Origin of the sequence: Lacibacter sp. MH-610, from assembly GCF_045780045.1 — a bacterium.
GTDB lineage: Bacteria > Bacteroidota > Bacteroidia > Chitinophagales > Chitinophagaceae > Lacibacter.
Genome location: NZ_CP116002.1, coordinates 1,683,923 through 1,702,086, shown reverse-complemented (window position 1 = coordinate 1,702,086; position 18,164 = coordinate 1,683,923). Strand labels below are relative to the sequence as shown.

General features: G+C 41.2%; 10 protein-coding genes. All 10 read right to left on the bottom strand.

From position 1 onward, the window contains the following. Nucleotide 1: 1 nt before the first annotated feature. Nucleotides 2–1,171, bottom strand: coding sequence for a Gfo/Idh/MocA family protein (locus tag PDL71_RS07840; RefSeq protein ID WP_407527697.1), 1,170 nt, complete (start codon nt 1,169–1,171; stop codon nt 2–4). Nucleotides 1,172–1,375: 204 nt separating this feature from the next. Continuing rightward, nucleotides 1,376–2,806, bottom strand: coding sequence for a glucoamylase family protein (locus PDL71_RS07835; protein WP_407527695.1), 1,431 nt, complete (start codon nt 2,804–2,806; stop codon nt 1,376–1,378). A 152-nt stretch (nt 2,807–2,958) separates the two neighbouring features. Next, complete coding sequence (locus PDL71_RS07830; protein ID WP_407527692.1) at nt 2,959–4,290, bottom strand: glucoamylase family protein; 1,332 nt, start codon at nt 4,288–4,290, stop codon at nt 2,959–2,961. 3 nt (nt 4,291–4,293) lie between these two features. Beyond that, on the bottom strand, nt 4,294–5,955 hold the full coding sequence (locus PDL71_RS07825) for a glucoamylase family protein (protein WP_407527689.1): 1,662 nt from the start codon (nt 5,953–5,955) through the stop codon (nt 4,294–4,296). Next, nucleotides 5,955–7,424 (bottom strand): glycoside hydrolase family 30 protein, encoded by a 1,470-nt coding sequence (locus PDL71_RS07820; RefSeq protein WP_407527687.1) that lies wholly within the window; start codon nt 7,422–7,424, stop codon nt 5,955–5,957. The genes PDL71_RS07825 and PDL71_RS07820 overlap by 1 nt, the downstream gene beginning before the upstream one ends. 16 nt (nt 7,425–7,440) lie before the next feature. Next, nucleotides 7,441–8,892 carry a glycoside hydrolase family 30 protein gene (locus PDL71_RS07815; protein ID WP_407527684.1) on the bottom strand — a complete coding sequence of 484 codons (1,452 nt, stop codon included), beginning with the start codon at nt 8,890–8,892 and terminating at the stop codon, nt 7,441–7,443. 33 nt (nt 8,893–8,925) lie between these two features. After that, entirely contained in the window at nt 8,926–12,180 is a 3,255-nt protein-coding gene (locus tag PDL71_RS07810; RefSeq protein WP_407527681.1) for a VCBS repeat-containing protein, read from the bottom strand. A 125-nt stretch (nt 12,181–12,305) separates the two neighbouring features. Beyond that, entirely contained in the window at nt 12,306–13,205 is a 900-nt protein-coding gene (locus PDL71_RS07805) for a LamG domain-containing protein (protein WP_407527678.1), read from the bottom strand. A 45-nt stretch (nt 13,206–13,250) separates the two neighbouring features. Continuing rightward, complete coding sequence (locus PDL71_RS07800) at nt 13,251–14,759, bottom strand: RagB/SusD family nutrient uptake outer membrane protein (RefSeq protein ID WP_407527675.1); 1,509 nt, start codon at nt 14,757–14,759, stop codon at nt 13,251–13,253. Between the two features lie 42 nt (nt 14,760–14,801). Next, complete coding sequence (locus tag PDL71_RS07795; RefSeq protein ID WP_407527672.1) at nt 14,802–18,125, bottom strand: TonB-dependent receptor; 3,324 nt, start codon at nt 18,123–18,125, stop codon at nt 14,802–14,804. Nucleotides 18,126–18,164: the final 39 nt, after the last annotated feature.

Sequence of the window (18,164 nt, the reverse complement as noted above, 5' to 3'; positions counted from 1 at the left end):
TTTACTTTACAACAGGCCATGGAAATGTACTTTTCAATTTCACTTTCATTCCTGTAGCTGATGATTTTCGTGCTGCTTCTATAATTTCCAATACATGCAATGCATGTTCTACATTGATCTTTGGCTCAACACCTGTTATGATACTTTCACCTGTAACTCTTGCACCTTCCTGCCATTCATAACCACCTTTGTCTGTGCTCATGAGCTCGGCAGGTTTATCCCAATGCGTATCCAGCATCACACCATTGGTTTCCCAATCATAACCGATCAGGCGCATATTCCCTTTATCACCATAGATCTGAATTGAGTGCAGTGTTTGATTGCCAGCTTCATGCCCGTGCGGGTCAAAATAATTGAAACCACACATCACATGACTGATCACGCCTTTATCATGTTCCAGTAATACATGGGCATTATCTTCTGCTTCTACTTTTATTTTTCCTTTATCATCAACTGTGCGTGCCGGATTTACAATACTCGTCATCGCCATCACACTTCTGGCAGGGCCGAGTAATCCTGTAAGTGTTGCCATATTATAAACGCCGAGGTCAGGCATGGAGCCTCCGTCTTTTTCATAAAAGAACGCACTCCATGTTGGACCTGTATGTCCGTACTGCCCATGTGCTGCTGCAATTCTTCCCAATGCGCCTTGCTGAATCTGTTTACTCATAAATGCAAACTGCGGACTGTTGACCACAGCCGGCGCTCCCCATAGCTTCAACTTCTTTGACTTTGCAAGATCCAGCAATGCCTTTCCTTCAGCGTAGGTATTGGCCATTGGCTTTTCGCTCCACACATGTTTACCGGCCAGTAATGCTTTTTTATTCAGTTCGCCATGGTTCTGCATGTCTGTCAGGGTGACCATCATATCAAACGGAACACCTTTGAGCATGGCATCAATATGGGGATAGGTTTGTGCATTTACGTTGTATTGTTTGTTTTGCTCTACAGCTCTTTCATATTTAATATCACACAAACTCACCACTTCAATCAACTTTGAAGAAAGCAGTTGCGGAATGTAACGGTTGCTCACACTGCCGCAACCGATCACGGCAACACGTAATTTTTTTTCGGCAGACAATGCAAAACTTTCCAATGAAGAAACTAATGCACCTGCAGCAGCAAGAGCTGTTGTTTTTAAAAATTCTTCTCTTGAAAGAAAGGTATCCATTGCTTAATTTTTTATTCGAAAGAAAGCCTCAGAGAGGCGATATGTTAGTAACTAACATAAAACTATTTTACTCGAGCCCCAGCGGGGCGATATGTTGAATTAATGTAAATACAAACATGTCGCTCCTACGGAGCTCTACCTCCAACTGATTTTTGTTTCTACTAACATCGCCACCCCCATGGGGTTTTATAAAATACATAATAATCAGTTTTTAAAATACGGCGAACGAAATCCCAATCGTTTCAACCCATTCTGCACGTCAGGTATGTTCATAAATAATTTCCACAACAATCCTGATCGGTAATTTTCAATCATCACAATAATCGGTCCCTGATCAATCGCTAAATGGCTTTTTGCATACCAATTGTGATGAATGCTGAAACCATCTACAAAACCATACTTACTCCAGATTTTATTCCCCAACTCATAATAGAAATACCGTAATGCCTCCATACTTTCCTTTGGTGTATAAGGCATCGAAGAAATAGCAGCCGTAGGTTGAATCACACCACGATCATTTTGCGGACTATGTGCCACATAACCTTTGTATGAATCACCGGCAGTTAATCCCCAAACTTTATCACTATAACCTTTGAACTTCTTTGGATTCTCGATACAATAAGCACGATTGATGAGTGTATGATGTTTGCCCTGGATAAAATAATCATTCCCTAATGAATCCGTTAGTCCATTCGGATCAATTCCCTGAAACGTGTATTGTTCAAAAAACAAAGGACCGCCTTTATCTTCATCATAATTACCAAGCGGCAATACGTAACCATAGTAAGTTTTACCATTTTTAAATCCTAAACTTCCTACCCAGGTACCATCATAGGCTTCCTTTGGAATTGCTTTTGATGCATTGGGTGCAGATGCGGCCATGATGTAGGTGATCAAACATTCATTATAACCCCACACCGGAAAGTTCATATCAAAACCATTGTTAGGACTCCAGTGCCAGTACAATTTCTTTTCTCCATTGGTGTGCCATTTCCAGTTGGCAGCGCCCCACATTTGATTGATACGCTTGCGTAAATAAACTTCTCTCGGAGTATCCTTATTGAAATATTCCCGGGCACAAAGCAAACCCATCAGCAAATAACTCGTTTCAACAATATCAGCACCATCATCCAAGCGGTCAAACTTAATGGTCTTGCCTGTTCGTGCATTCATGAAATGCGGGTAGATACCATGAAAACAATCCGCATTGATTAAAAAATCCACCATCTTAATTAACCGTCGTACTGCTGTATCTCTTCCAATCCATTTACGGTCTACTGCAATTACCGTACTCATAATACCGAATCCGGTACCACCAATAGCGCCTGCATCTTTTCCGAATTCTGTTTTACTGAAATTAGGTTCATCCCATGCTTCATTGATGTAATCCCAGTAATGTTCAGCCAGCACTGAGTTACTTCGCTCCAAAGCCAAGCCACTGTATGGATGGGCGCCATGCCAGAAGAAACGGAAAGTTTGTTTCTGCACCACTTCCAGTAATTGTTCATCACTCAGTCCTTTGATGATTCCAACAGGTGCAATACTATCAGGACCATCTCCATATTTTCCTTTGGTGAGCGGTTGTGCAAATGCTGCCGATGAAAGGAAACAGAAAAAAAGAAAATACTTTATCATAATTGTTTTGTTGCAGGGTTTTGTACTTCTATTAAGCTTGTGTTGTGTCACTCACTGCGTCGTTCTGTAATTCTATTCAACAACCCACCCTAATCAATCATCTTCTATGTTCAACACTCCGCTTCCCCTCCCGGGAGGGGATAAACAGTTTGCTATTTTAAATATGGTGTATCAAAATTTAGCTTCTTCAATCCCATCTTTACCTCTTCACAACTCATGAATAAATTCCAGAGCAATCCTGTTCTGTAATTTTCAATCATTACAATGATGGGTCCCTGGTCAATAGCCAAGTGACTTTGAGCATACCAGTTTTTTGTTTCGTTAAACGCATCCACAAAACCATATTCACTCCAGATTTTATCGCCCAGCTTGTAATAAAAATGTTTCAACGCCTGCATACTGTATTCAGGTGTGTAGGGGAATGCACTCAAGGCAGCTGTAGGTGAAATGGTTCCCAGATCTTCTGTTGGTGAATGGGCCGCATAACCATTGTATGTATCACTGGCGGTTAAACCCCAGCAATCAGCTCCATATCCTTTATAATTTTTGGGATTACGAACACAATGTTCTCTGTTAATGAGCGTATGATTCCGGTTTTGTTCCCAGTAATCTGCATAGCGGTCTTTTAAACCTTTTGGATTCAATCCGAGAAACGAGTAATGTGAAAAAAACAAAGGGCCACCATAATCAAAACCTAATGGCAATTTGATGCCGTAAAATTCTTTTCCGTTTTTAAAGAAATCACTTTGGGCCCAACCACGGTGATACACAGACGAAGGAACAGTGTAACGTTCATTGGGACAGGAAGCTGCCAGCACATACATGATGAGGCATTCATTAAAACCACGCACCGGGAAGTTCATCGCCCAGCCGTTGTTAGGGCTCCAGTGCCAGTACAGCACATCTTCCCCACCCTTGGTAAACCAGTTCCATTCAATATCATTCCACAACCAACCGATACGATTGCGAAGCTCTCTTTCAATTTGATTATTGCTGTTAAAGTATTGACGGGCACATAACAATCCCTGGAATAAATAAGAGGTCTCTACCAGATCGGCTCCATCATCTTTACGACTAAAGGGAATGGTTTTACCCGTGGCACCATGTAACCAATGCGGGAACACACCATGATACGAATCTGCTTTAAGCAGAAACTTCACCATCTTCAATAAAAATTTTGCGGCTGTATCTCTTCCAATCCATTTACGCTCTGTTGCCACAATCACACTCATAATTCCAAATCCCGTACCGCCTGTAGTTACCACTTCATCGCCATAACCAAAACTATTGTTACTACGCTCCCTGCTCATGCCGCTTACCGGGTGTGCAAAATCCCAGAAATATCGAAAGGTTTGTTGCTGCACTAATTCCAGCAATGCTGTATCAGATAAATTTTTTGGGCGGTTCTTTGCGTCAAATGCTTTTTGAGCAACTAACTGATGAGCAGTTGCACAAATAATGATTATGAAAAACAGTTTCTTCATTCTTTATAAATATGGTGCTGTAAATCCCAAAGCACGCATTCCGTTTTTTACTTCGGGACAACTGGTAAATAAATTCCATAACAATCCGCTCCGGTGATTTTCGATCATTACAATAATCGGCCCCTGGTCAATGGCCAGGAACGAACTGGCAAACCAGTTATCTTTTAATGAAAAAGCATCTACAAAACCATATTCCTTCCAGAGCTTATCACCCAGTACATAGTAGAAAAACTTCAACGCCTTCATACTTTCTGTGGGTGTATAAGGAAAAGAAGACAAGGCTGCTGTTGGTGCAATAACACCTACATCATTTGCGGGCGATGAAGCCGTATAACCATTCGGGATATCACTTGCTGTTAAACCCCATACAGAATCACTATACCCGAAATAACCCCTTGGGTTCGTTCTGCAGTAATTGTAATTGATAAGAGAATGATTTTTATTCTGTGTTAGATAGTTTGCATTCACATCATTCAATCCATTGGGATTAATACCAAGGAAAGAATAATGTGCAAAGAATAAAGGACCGCCATTTGCTTCACCTAAGGGTAGCTGGTAGCCATAATAACTGTTGCCATTTTTAAAAGGAGCATTTCCGTTATTAGTAAACCCGTTTGTATAAACAGATGCCGGTATACCGAAAGTTGATGAAGAGGCTGCCAGCACATAAGTTACCAGGCATTCATTCCAACCTCTTATCTGCAGATTCATATCCCAGTTAAAGTTGGGACTCCAGTGCCAGTACAGCACATTTTCATTGCTTTTACGGAACCAGTTCCATTCTACACCATTGTATAGTGCAGTAATATCATTGCGAAGATTTGTTTCCGCAGCATCGGCGCCGTCAAAATATTGTCGTGCCGTTAGCAAACCCATCATGAGGAAGGATGTTTCTACAAGGTCTGCACCATTATCTTTTGTACTGAATGGAACAACGGCTCCTGTTACTCCATTCATCCAATGCGGAAAAGCACCTTTGAATTTCTGAGCATTGTTTTTTAGGAATGATACGATGGTTTGCATTCTTGTTAATCCCTGCTGACGTGTAATGAAACCACGATTGATTCCGGTAACAATCGCCATTACACCAAAACCACTTCCGCCCATCGTTACCACATCACCGGAAGTATTTCGCTCTCGGGCCAAACCACTCACAGGATGTGCAAAGTCCCAGAAATATTTGAATGTTTGCTGCTGCACCAATGTTAATAATGCATCCTCACTTATGACAGGAAATTTCCTTGAGGAATCAATCTGCGTGGTGAAATTGTAATTTACTGTTGAAATAAACAAACCACCCTTAGCCGACTTCACCGTGTTATCAATCGAAAAATTATAACGGGTTAATGCATTGAGCGGAGCTGTTGGCTGAATCAATACCACCGCATCATTATTTTCATAGCTGATACTCAAAGCCGGTGACCCAACTGCTGCAGTAAGCTTTACAGCAGCAGGAAGTGTTGATCGGTTTATTGCTTCTGAAAACTGAACCCTTATCAATGGTTGCCTGCTTATATTAATCGCATTGTCTGCCATAGCAGCACCATTCAATTGCACACTGCTAACTGTTAATTGTGAAGGTGGCGCCGGTGGCGAAGGGGGATCTTTCTTTTTACAGCCCTGCACCAATAGCAATCCCACCAATATGTACAACAGCGATTTCATTATTGAATCATATAAGTGTTAATGGAATGAGCTTGCGAAACAGATTGAACGGCTTCCCCGTTAATCCACAAAAAGAAAGGTGTTGCCTTCGCTGTCTGGTTCATTACTACTACAGCAATGCTTCCATCTGGGTTTTGAAAAGCAGTGGTGAGCAACTGACTCCTGCTGGCAGCAGCACTGATGCGTTTAGCACCGGGTTGAATGAATTTGGAAAAATGACCAATGTAATAATAAGCATTGGTATAAATCAGTTCACCTGTTCTGGTATCTGCATGCACCGGCGCAAAACAGAAATTTTTTACATGATTGGGACCACCTGTTTCATCGAGCAAAATATTCCAATCAGTAAACCCTGTCATTCCGTTATTGAAATCGTTGATCATACTGCGACCATACCGCTCACCCCATTTCCATAATTTCATCTGGTCGTATTTGTATGGACCATTACAACCTTCTGTAAACAACAAAGGTTTATCCGGAAATGCTTCATGTACACGACGCACATTGTCAAACATCTGGTCGCCGCCACTCCAGTCTTCATACCAATGAAATCCAATTCCCCATGCATACTTTGCTACTTCCGGATCATTGAGATAAGTAGTAGCCCGCTGGTAAATCAAATCCCGGTTATGATCCCACAGAATGATTTTCTTTTCCTTTAGTCCTTCTTTTTCCATGGTAGGACCCAGATGATTCTTCAGAAAATCTTTTTCTTCATCAGCCGTGTACAAACAACTTTCCCAGATTTGAGTAGCCATTGGTTCATTCTGAATACTGATGCCCCACACCGGAATACCTTCTTTTTCATACTCCTTGATAAACTTTGTATAATACAAAGCCCAACTGTTATAAAACTCCGGTTTGAGTTTGCCGCCATGGAGCATGTCATTGTTGGTTTTCATCCAGGCCGGAGGACTCCACGGGCTTGCAAACAAATTCAATTTGCCGCCGGCTGCATTCATAGCAGCTTTGATTAAAGGTATTTTGAACTTACGATCGTGTTCAATGTTAAATGATTTTAATTCTTTATCACCATCCGCCACGTACGTGTACATATCACTGCTGAAATCACAACTGTTGATATTGGTACGTGCAATGGTATAACCCAACCCTTTTTCTTTATCAAAGTGTGCAGCTAGAAATTCCTGCTGCTTTTCTTTGGAAAGTTTGGCAAACACTTCAGCCGAAGCATCTGTTAAAGCAGCTCCTACACCCATATAAGTTTGAAAACTCTTTCCAGGGTCAACAAATACCAGTACTTCGTTTTCAAAAGGCTGTTCTTTTTGTGTAAACGAAAGTGTATCAGTTGCCGACAAGCGCCAATCACTGCTATCAGCAGTGGTGTACACAACAACTTTCTTACCTGCCGCATTAAAAGAGGTGGTTACCGAATTGGTTTTTGTTTTGCCGGATGGTTCACTGCAGGCATAGAGTAAACCTAAAAGGCTAAGGGTTAAAAAGTATTTCATAAAAACAATTTAAATGTTACCAAACATAGGTTATAACGGAGCCTGCTGTAATAGAGGTTGCAGCCGACTGACCTTTAAACCTGATGCTGAAGTTGACATTATTAGTACCATCATTCAGCAATACCAATACTTTGTTTCCTGTGGGTGTAAGAAAAGCAACTGAATACAGATTGCCAACAGTATTGCTGGCAATACGTACAGAACCGGCAGGAACAAACTTGGATGCATGTGCAATAATGTAATAGCCCACATTCCTGTTCACCGCTCCGTCTAATGTAACAGCACCTTTACATTGATTACACCCACCCGGTGTGAAAGGACGATAGCCTCCATCATTTGCAAGGTTCCAGTTTAATGCTACTTTACTCCAGTTACGCATTGAGCCGATGATCACGTTACGCAGATGCCATTTTAAATCACCATCAAAACTTCCACCGGCACCGGTCCATTGTTCCGTGAAATAAATATTCTTATCAGGATGTGCATCTCTAACGGTAGAAAGCGCTGCAACATCTCCTGCATACAAATGAAATGCTGATCCATCAATAAATTGTTTGGCAGCTGCATCATTCAAAACTGCAATCGGATAATCAGGACGATCGCAGTTGTGATCATACACAATAATTTTGGTGTTGATATTCGCTGCACGGAAAGCCGGACCGAGATGGTTCTTAATAAAATCAGTTTGTTGAGCTGCTGTCATTACCAGGCTGGGATTATTACCACCGTGCAAGGGTTCATTTTGCGGAGTAATGGCATCTATGATAATTCCTCTCGCCTGCATTTGCTGAATATACTTTACAAAGTATTGTGCATACACACTGTAATACTGCGGCAGCAGACCTCCTCCTACACTGTTATTATTATCTTTCATCCATACGGGCGGACTCCATGGGCTCCCCATTATCTTAATGGAAGGATTGATAGCCAGTATTTGTTTGAGAACAGGTATCAGATCAACCGTGTCCTGCGACAAACTGAATTGAGATAAAGTAATATCTGTTTGCCCCGCAGGCAAATCATTATAACTGTATACTTTGGTACTTAAATCAGTAGCACCAATTCCGAGGCGCAGGTAACTGATGCTGATATCATTTTCACCTTTACCAAATAATTCCTGCAGCAAAGCTGAACGTTGTGCTGCAGACAGACGATTGATAAGATAAGCGCTGCCTTCTGTTAAGGTAAATCCAAAACCATCAACAGTTTGAAAACGTTGCGTACTGTCTACATCAATAATTAAGGGTGTTGCAGCTGCTCCGCCTGAAAAATTAAAGACGTTTTGCTTTTGCAGTAAGGCTGTTGCATTGCCTCTTGTTAACCACGAATTAATAGCAACGCCCTGCGGTTCGGGACCAGGTGTAGTTCCACCCCCTTTCTTTTTGCAATTAAAGTGCAATGAGAGAAATGCAACGGTAATAAATGCTACAAGTACTGAACTTCTTTTCAAAAGGTTATTGTGTGTCATCATACTTTATTAAAAAATTATTATTTAAATAAATCAGCTTTCTTTCCGGAAAAATAACAATGGTTGATTATTTCTTGCCACTACTAATATTGTCCCGTTTTTTGTTTTGATTGATTTGATATCCCTTACTTCACCTTTAATACCGGGAAGCAAGGCTTGTACAGCAGTTTCCTGTTTACTCCAGTTAAAAAAGGTTGGATACAATGCATCATATCTTCCTTCATAAGGAGTAACACCATAAAAATTTCCGCCTGCTAACCAACTGTTACTTCCTGCATCAGCAAAACTCATCACCGGCGCATACTGCAGTTCTTTTATAAGATCTTTCCGTGTAAATCCACCTTTACCATCATTTACAAAAACAGAATTACTCAAAACCTCTGCTTTACGTTCCGTATAATTTTTAAACAGATCATACAAAATATACTGTACTGTTTTACCTGCCACTTCACCATAAGTTACATAAGCTTTTTTCAACACCGGAAGCGGACGTTCCAGTTCATCTTTTGGAAGGAAAGGAAATTCTTCTCCGTTAACAGTATAAGCCAGTATCTGTTCCGTTTTACCATTATTATCAAAATCTCTTATGTATAATTTAAGAGGTCCTGTTTTACGTTCCCAAAGTTTGGAATTCTGTCCCCAATTACCTGCTAACAAATCCGGTGCTCCATCCTGATTGACATCAGTTACATAAATTGTTTGCCACAACCCGGTGGAAGCAGGAATATCCGTTAATTGAAACACTCCTTTTTGATTGAAATAAATTTTTACAGACATCCATTCACCCGTAACAACAAGATCCTGCCATCCATCTTTGTTGAGATCAGCAAATGCGGCTGTTGTAACGGTGCCAATATTGTTAAGATCAATTTTATCAGGCGCTGCCAGTGTAAATGTTGCATCGCCGTTATTCAGATAGAGATAAGATGTTTTAGGCAAGCCAAATGCTGTGGGACTTGCAAGGTTGCCAAGAAAAAAATCAAGATCTCCATCTTTGTCAACATCAGCTACCGCTGCACAGGATTTATTTTCATACTGGATGGTAAAGGGATTTCCCTTTTTTACAAAATTGCCTTTGCCATCATTGATGTACAAACGATCTGCAAAATCACTGCTCTTAGTGGGAATCTGGTTACCTCCGCTCACCACCAGCAAATCCTGCGTACCGTTTCCGTCAGCATCAAAGAATACTGCATCCGCATCTTCACAATTAGCATCAGCAGCAAACAAAGTAAGATTGCCGGCGATGAATGAACCATTCGCCTGCTGTATCATTAATGCACCCGGCTGGTCTTTAGCACCACAGGCATAGAAATCATCAAGTCCATCTCCGTTCACATCAGCCACAGCAATCTTAGGGCCACGTGTACTTTGTGCATGCGGAATGAGATATTGCACATTAAAATCCACAAAATCATTTTCTATATGCTTCCAGTTGCACACTACAGAATTGGTAACATCTTTAAAGAGTACCGGAGCAGGTTTTTTGAAAAATAGATCGTACACAAACTCACCACCTGCGTTTTTATAATCAACAATAACTCCTTTATTTGCTGCAATATTTTTTACTACCTCAAACTTTTGATTCGGCCAGATAATCAAAGCGGAATCCACTCCGTATAATGAATCCAACCCAAAATGCAACCTGCTTTCAGAAGATGATTGAAATCCTCTTGTGAGCATGAGTTGCTGGTATTGCATTCCCTTTTTTGTAAAGAGATACACTTTTGTGCCGATGCCATTCTGATTTAATGAATCCCCTTTAAAGGAAACTGTCAATTGATTTTTACCTGTACTGTTATTTCTTAAAACAGATGCAGGTGCATTGATAGAGTTGATGACTATATCTATATCACCATCGTTATCCAAATCAGCATAAGCTGCTCCATTAAAATATCCTTTTAATTCACCGGTTCCCCATTCATTACTTACATCAGCAAAAGATGTGTCGTTGTTTTTGAAGAAGAAAGGATGACTGGCACCGTCCGGCATAGCATTGATTGATTCAGCATCATAAGCATCTGTACTGTTAGCACCTTTTTTCATTTGCAGATCCGATACAAAACGTACATAATCCAGGTCAACCGGTCGTTTTACTATACCGCTGCTGATGAACAAATCTTTTTTACCGTCATTATCAAAATCAGCAAACAAGGGACACCAGCTCCAATCCGTTGCTGATACTTCATTCATCAACGCCACATCACTGAATGCATTTCCGTTACCAAGATTCTGCTGTAAGCAGTTTCTTGAAAACTGCTGCTGGTAACCGTTCAGCTCCAGTTTTACTTTGTAGATATCAGGATTTTCATCGCTGCCGTAAGTCTTTAATGTTTTTTCATCGGGCGGCAGCATATCCACAGTTACAATATCCAATTGACCATCGTTGTTATAATCAGCGGCATCATTGCCCATACTAAAGCGGCTGTAATGACCAAAATGCTGAGCGCCGCTTTCGGCAAATGTGCCGTTGCCATTATTTACATAGTAATAATCATTTTCATGAAAATCGTTGCCGATATAAATATCTTCCCAACCATCGTTATTAAAATCAGCAACACTTATTCCCAATCCATAACCAAGATTGCTTTGATAAATACCGGCTGAAGCACTTACATCACTAAACATTTGTACGCCTGTATTTAATTCATTCCGATACAAACGATCACCACTGATAGAATCAGGTTTTCTCCGGTTGAAGGTATCAACAATATTGGCATGTGGTTGCTTGGAATGATTGAGCAGGTAGCAATCGAGGTCGCCATCATGATCATAATCAAAAAAAGCAGCTTGAGTGGAAAGGCCTGAAAAATTCAACCCGTATTTTTCTGACTGCTCGTTAAATGTGCCATCCCCTTTATTGATGTACAAAAGATTGTGTCCTTTTAATCCAAGGAACTGAGAAACTGCTGATACATAAATATCAAGATAGCCATCAGCATTTACATCGGCCATGGTAACACCGCTGCACCAATCAGCTGTGCCTGCCACACCGGCTTTATCTGTAATATCTTCGAACTGAAAATTTCCTTTGTTAAGATAGAGTTTGTTTTTGCCTTTAGCGTTTGCTGTAAAATAAAGATCAGGCAATCCATCATTATTAATATCACCTATGGCTACTCCGCCGCCATTGTAATAATAGAGGTAGTATAAGATATTGAAATGCTCCCTGTCAGTCAACCTGTTTTCAAAACTTATACCCGTAGCCGCCGGGCTCATTTTTTCAAAGAGGGCAAGCTCTTTCTTTTTACAAGCCGACAACAACACTGCACAACAAAGAAAAAACAAGGAATACTTTTTACAAATCATGGCAAACGAGAATCAAAAAAAACAGGAATAACTATTTTAAAAAGGGCTGCATAAACATGCAGCCCCGTACTATTGATTATGACCCAAAACAACTGCACATTGGTTTAACGCTTTGAATTAAACAAAGCAGTTACTTCTGATGCAGTTAAAGCTTTATTATACAAACGGAACTGATCCATAGCACCGGAATAAGAATGAATCCAGGGATCCTGCGGACCTTTGAAGGCATCACCCATACCACCTACATGTTTGTTCCAGCCGCCAATTACAAAACTGCTCAGGTTATCCCTTGAGCTGTTCCAGAATTTAGCAGGACCCATAGGAGTAGCAGCACCACCTACAATGTTACCCGTACCGGTATAAGGAACAGCAACACCATCAACATAAGCAGTGAGCTTTGAAGTAGTTTGATCGTATGTAAATGCAAGGTGGTGCCAGTTACCATCCAGTGCATTAGGCAAACGGTTAGGGCCTCTGAACTCAACCCAACGATCCTGAACGGCAAACGTACAAGCCATTTGTGTAGGTGTACTGTTATCAGGGTTAGGACCGGCTTTTTCAACCAGTAAAAACATAGCACTTGAATGCCAATAATCTTTAGATGGCAATGAAAAATGGAATTCAGGTTCTCCATCCGTTTGAGGACTATGTTTGAGCCAGTATGAAACGGTAAAGCTGCTCGCATCAGCAAAATCATTAGGGCTTGCATATTTTACAGCTTTATCTTTTGTAGCGGCACCTTGTATTGCCCTGCCGGATATACCCGGAACAAAAGTGAGCGGATTGCTTGATGCAAAGTTGGCACGCATACTATCCACCGCATTACGTAATGGATCTGTTGTAGTTCCATCAAATGCCACATAAAATTTTAAAGGACCACCGGGAGGATTGGCATCCTTAATATATTCGCCTAACTCAGGTCTGTCTATTTTTTGACAGGCTACCATCACAAACGCAGCAGCAGCAACTGCCATGGTTTTTGTAATTATATTTCGTTTAAGCATGTTCTTATGTTTTGTTGATTAGAAGAATGAAATAACATTCAACGATTAATAATCAGGATTTTGAACCAACACACCATTTGCAAAATCAATCGCTGCCTGCGGAATAGGATAATATCTGTTTCTGGCTTGATAACCTAATGGCCCCAGCACAGTTGGAGCAAGACCCCAACGTACCACATCAAAGAAACGTTCGCCATCCAGCGCCATTTCAAATCTTCTTTCATTTTGAATAATAGTACGCATTGCTGCCTGGGTTGTGAATGTTACGTTGCCCAAACCGGCTCTTGTTCTTATTTGATTTACAAGATTTACTGCCAGTGTTTGGTTAGCAGCACCTCCCACTTCATTAGCAGCTTCTGCCGCCATCAACAAAACATCTGCATAACGTAATACTTTATGATTGTACCAGCCTGCCTGGCGCTGACCTTTTGAGGCCTGTGTGGCAGGATTAGGATACACTTTTTTGTTCCAGTAAGCACGGGGCACTACAGCAGGGAATGCAGGAACTGTTCTTCCGTACACACCATCTGACTGACCGGAGAAAAGAATGGTACCATCTTTACGTTTATCACCGGCAGCATAAGCATTTACAAGATTGGCTGTAGGTGCATTCCAGCCCCATCCTAAATCCCACTCAGCAGAGCCACGCACACCCTGGCAAATACCTGTCCATGAAAATGGTTCATTCGTACCATATTGAGTTCCCTGGTCTGCCTGGATTTCAAAAATGGATTCGCTGTTATTTTCACCCTCTATGCTAAAGGCTTTAAAATAATCATCTGTGAGTGCATAACGATTAGACCCGATAATATCATTACATAAAGCCAATGCTTCAGCCCAACGCTGACGGTACAACAAAGTTTTTGCACGAAGTGCTTTGGCTGCAAAATTGGTTAAACGGCCGGGGAAACGGTTACCGCTACCTGTTGCCCATGTAGGTGGCAGCACGGTAATTGCAGCCTGCAGGTCTGCATCAATCAATGCATAAATTTCAGCTTCTGATACTTTGGGTCTTCTTGCCTCAGAAGGATTATAAACACGGAAGTCAATTTTTGGAACTTGTCCGTAAACACGAACCAGGTCAAAATAAGCCAACGCACGGAAAAACTTGGCTTCGCCTATATTTACCTGTGAGGCTGGGTCATTAAGCTTTAATGAGTCCGCAGTTTGCAAAGCTGTATTAGCCAATGCAATCAATGTGTAATGCTGATCCCAGTAAATGGTTGCACTCCAGTGATCTTTTACATACTGGAAATTATCATGAATCACTTCCCAGTCAGCACCATCAGCAGGACTACTTCCTTTTTCAGAATCATCTGAACGGAAATTATGAAGCGCCATCCAAGGAATACCGCCAAATGCCTGGCCGGCTACATCGCCATTACGGATAGCTCCGTAAAGACCATAAATCTGTCCTTCCAAACCTCCCTGGTTCAGATCATCAAGCGTAGCCTCTAATGGCTTGCGATCCAGAAATTTTGAACACCCGGAGAACATCAATATTGCAGTGACGCTTAGCAAAAGCACCTGCATTGTTTGTTTGATTGTACGCATAGGTTTCAGTTTTATTTTTTTTGTTTTTAACATATCTGGCAATTAAAAGTTCACATTAATACCTGCTGTTATAATTACAGGAATAGGTCCATCACCATTGTCAATACCAAACTGTGTGGGGCTGCCTCCAAACTCAGGTGAGTAACCGGAGTTGCGTTTCCATGTAATCAGGTTTTGAGCATTGGCAAAAATGCGGAAGCTCTTAATATTGATTTTCTTCAGCACATTGGGGCTGATGTTATAACCAATCTGTACATTTCTGATGCGGAAAAAACTTCCATCTTCAACACCATAGGTAGAAGGCAGGCGGTTGATAGGTCGGTTAGAAACGGCAGGTTCAAAATTAGAGGTACCGGGGCCTGTCCATCTTCCTAAACGGAATTCCGGATAATTGAAACGGGTGAAAGGTAATTCAGAACTTCCCCAATAGCGGTAAATTTCATTACCGTAAACACCCTGGAAGTCTATCCCCGCATCAAAATTTTTGTACTTATAGTTGAGTGAAATTCCATAGATAAAGTCAGGTGTAGGATTACCGATTAATTGACGGTCATTGGCATCAACCTTACCATCGCCATTGAGGTCTTTATATTTTAAATCCCCGGGTTGGTAATCATAACCAACTACCGTAGGCGAAGCAAGTTTATCTGCATAGCTCTGGTAAACACCTTCTACAACATAGCCATAAAAATAACCAATGGGGAAACCGATTTCAGTCACACTCGGACGCTCTTCGCCTGAAGTAAGTCTACCATCAGAAGGAAGTGATTCCACTTTATTGTTGAGTGTAGTGATGTTACCACTGATGGTTAAAGACTGATCTTTACCGAACTGCTGTGTCCAGCTGGCAGTTGCTTCAATACCACGGTTACGCACATCACCAATATTTCCAAGTCTTGTGCCTGTAACAGGTGATGATTGAAATGCAAGCAGATCTGTTGTTAAACGGTCAAACCATGCAGCCTCAAAAGAAAACCGGTTATTCAATGCCACAAATTCTACTCCTACTTCTTTTGCTTTAATACGCTCCCAGTTCAAATCTCTGTCGGGTTCGTAAGAACGTGTATAAGAAGGAATGAGATTGCTTCCGAATACAGCAGAGTTAGCTGTACGGATAGCAGGGAATGCAGGGTATGCAAGACCTAAAGTGTTTTGAACACCTAAAGTACCAATAGATGCTTTCAACTTTAAGAAGTTGAAGAACTTCTGGTTGGACATGAAATCTTCTTTTGTTATTTCCCATGCTGCGCCCACTGAGAAAAAGTTATTCCAGTAGTTGTTAGGGAAGGCTGAAGAACCATCACGACGGTAAGAAGCATTCAACAGGTACTTACCCTTATAATTATACAAGGCACGGCCCAGGAAAGCTACGTTAGCACGCTCCCACTGGCTGCTGCTGCTTCTCAAAGACTGAGGATCACCAAATCCGCTTGATACATACCAGAAACGTGAATCATCAGGTATAGGATCGGTAGTTGGTGATTGTTGCACCCGGCCAAACAAACCACGATAACTTTCAAAGAAAGTTGTAAAACCTCCTGTTACTGTTAACCCATGTTCACCAAAATTCTTTTTAAACGTTAACACATGGTCTTGTTGAAACTTGCTCCAGCGTTCGTTGTTCTGATTCACACTGGTAAGAAAGTTGAAACCCGAAATGAAAGTAGAATCAAGTACAGGATTATAAATATTGATCAATGGAGCATAGGTTCTTGATTCCAGGTTCGACATATCTGCATAGAATGTAGAACGGAAAGTGAAGCTTCTTAAAAAGTTAACTTCAGCATACACACTTCCTACATTACGGAATTCATATCTTCTTTCTTTATCCCATTTTTCTTCGAGGTTCATTATAGGGTTGGCAATCTGTCCGCCCTGGATCGCAAGGTCATACCAATCTCCATCTGCATTTTTTACAGGGGTGATGGGCAGCACACGTCTTGCATCAAACAACAAACCATTAGCCTGGCTGAAGGGAAGACGCTGACGCATAGTGTTCAATGTAAATCCAACTTTCAGAAACTTATTCAGCTTCAATTCATCATTAATGTTGATGAACATACGGGTAAGACGCTCATTTTTCACCACACCTTCATCAATCACATAACCAAGCCCCATGTAAAATTTATTCTTTTCGGTGCTGGCAGTAACACTAAGGTTATTAGAGTTAAAGAAACCGGTACGGAGCATTTCATTTACCCAATCAGTATTACCGGTCCATGGGGTGTAGTTAAAACGCTGGTTTACCGGCACGCCGTTATTAGCTTGCTCTTCATCCCATAATGTTTTAAACCCATTGGCATCAACCATAGCAATCCGGTCCCGCTGAGCCAGGTACTTTGCACCAACTGTAGAACTGAAATTGATATTAATCTGACCGGCCTTTGCTTTCTTAGTAGTGATAACAATAGCACCGGTAGCACCACGGATACCAAAGATGGCGAGTGATGAAGGATCTTTCAATACTTCAATAGACTCAATGTCGTTGGGATTTAAAAAGTCAATATTATCATTGAAGATTCCATCAATGATAAATAAAGGACGTACTTGTCCAAAACTGGATGTACCACGTAAGCGAATATCAGGAGCAGCACCGGGGGTTCCGTTATTCACAATATACAAACCGGCTACTCTACCCTGCAAAGAAGCAATGGGGTTTACGTTTGGCTTATCAGCAATTTCTTTACCGGAAATTTTTGTAATAGAACCGGTAAGATCTCTTTTACTGGCAGCACCATAACCAATCACCACTACTTCATCCATCTTTTTAGTGGATTGTTCCAGCTTTACATTAATTACCTGCTGGTTATTCACCTGCACTTCAATAGTGTTATAGCCAATGGCAGAAACAACGAGTGTAGCATTTTCAGGAACAGTTATGGCAAAGTTTCCGGTGAGGTCAGTTACGGTACCACGGGATGTTCCTTTTACAGTAACAGAGGCAGAAGCGATTCCTTCCCCGTTATCACCGGTAACACGCCCGGTAACACGAATATCTGCTTCACCCGGGTTATTAGAGCGGATAGCTACCAGGTTATTATCTAATTGCAACCAGGTAAGTGTAGTGCCGTTAAATAAAAACTGCAATACTTCTTTAATATCAGCATTGGTAAATGTTACAGATACCTTTTGCTTTAAATCTTTTAACCGGCTGTTAAACAAAAACCGGTAGTAACCTTGTTTCTCAATACTGTTCAACACCTGTGATATTTCAGAGTTGTTCGCATTGAGGGTTACGCTTTGTGCATTAAGACCAGCTGTTGCCTGTATGGTACAAAAAACAGCCAGGAACAAGGTCAGTTTCATAATCAATAGTGGCTTTTGTAAGGCTTTTGTAAGCCCGGCAATCGACAATCTTTTTTCCATACTTTTGGGTTTTGGTAGTATAAATGCGGAAGCCGTTAT

Excerpts from the sequence above, each read along its gene's own strand:
- PDL71_RS07820 (WP_407527687.1), bottom strand. The coding sequence starts at position 7,424 with ATGAAATACTTTTTAACCCTTAGCCTTTTAGGTTTACTCTATGCCTGC.
- PDL71_RS07825 (WP_407527689.1), bottom strand. The coding sequence starts at position 5,955 with ATGAAATCGCTGTTGTACATATTGGTGGGATTGCTATTGGTGCAGGGC.
- PDL71_RS07835 (WP_407527695.1), bottom strand. The coding sequence starts at position 2,806 with ATGATAAAGTATTTTCTTTTTTTCTGTTTCCTTTCATCGGCAGCATTT.
- PDL71_RS07815 (WP_407527684.1), bottom strand. The coding sequence starts at position 8,892 with ATGACACACAATAACCTTTTGAAAAGAAGTTCAGTACTTGTAGCATTT.
- PDL71_RS07805 (WP_407527678.1), bottom strand. The coding sequence starts at position 13,205 with ATGCTTAAACGAAATATAATTACAAAAACCATGGCAGTTGCTGCTGCT.
- PDL71_RS07830 (WP_407527692.1), bottom strand. The coding sequence starts at position 4,290 with ATGAAGAAACTGTTTTTCATAATCATTATTTGTGCAACTGCTCATCAG.
- PDL71_RS07840 (WP_407527697.1), bottom strand. The coding sequence starts at position 1,171 with ATGGATACCTTTCTTTCAAGAGAAGAATTTTTAAAAACAACAGCTCTT.
- PDL71_RS07795 (WP_407527672.1), bottom strand. The coding sequence starts at position 18,125 with ATGGAAAAAAGATTGTCGATTGCCGGGCTTACAAAAGCCTTACAAAAG.
- PDL71_RS07800 (WP_407527675.1), bottom strand. The coding sequence starts at position 14,759 with ATGCGTACAATCAAACAAACAATGCAGGTGCTTTTGCTAAGCGTCACT.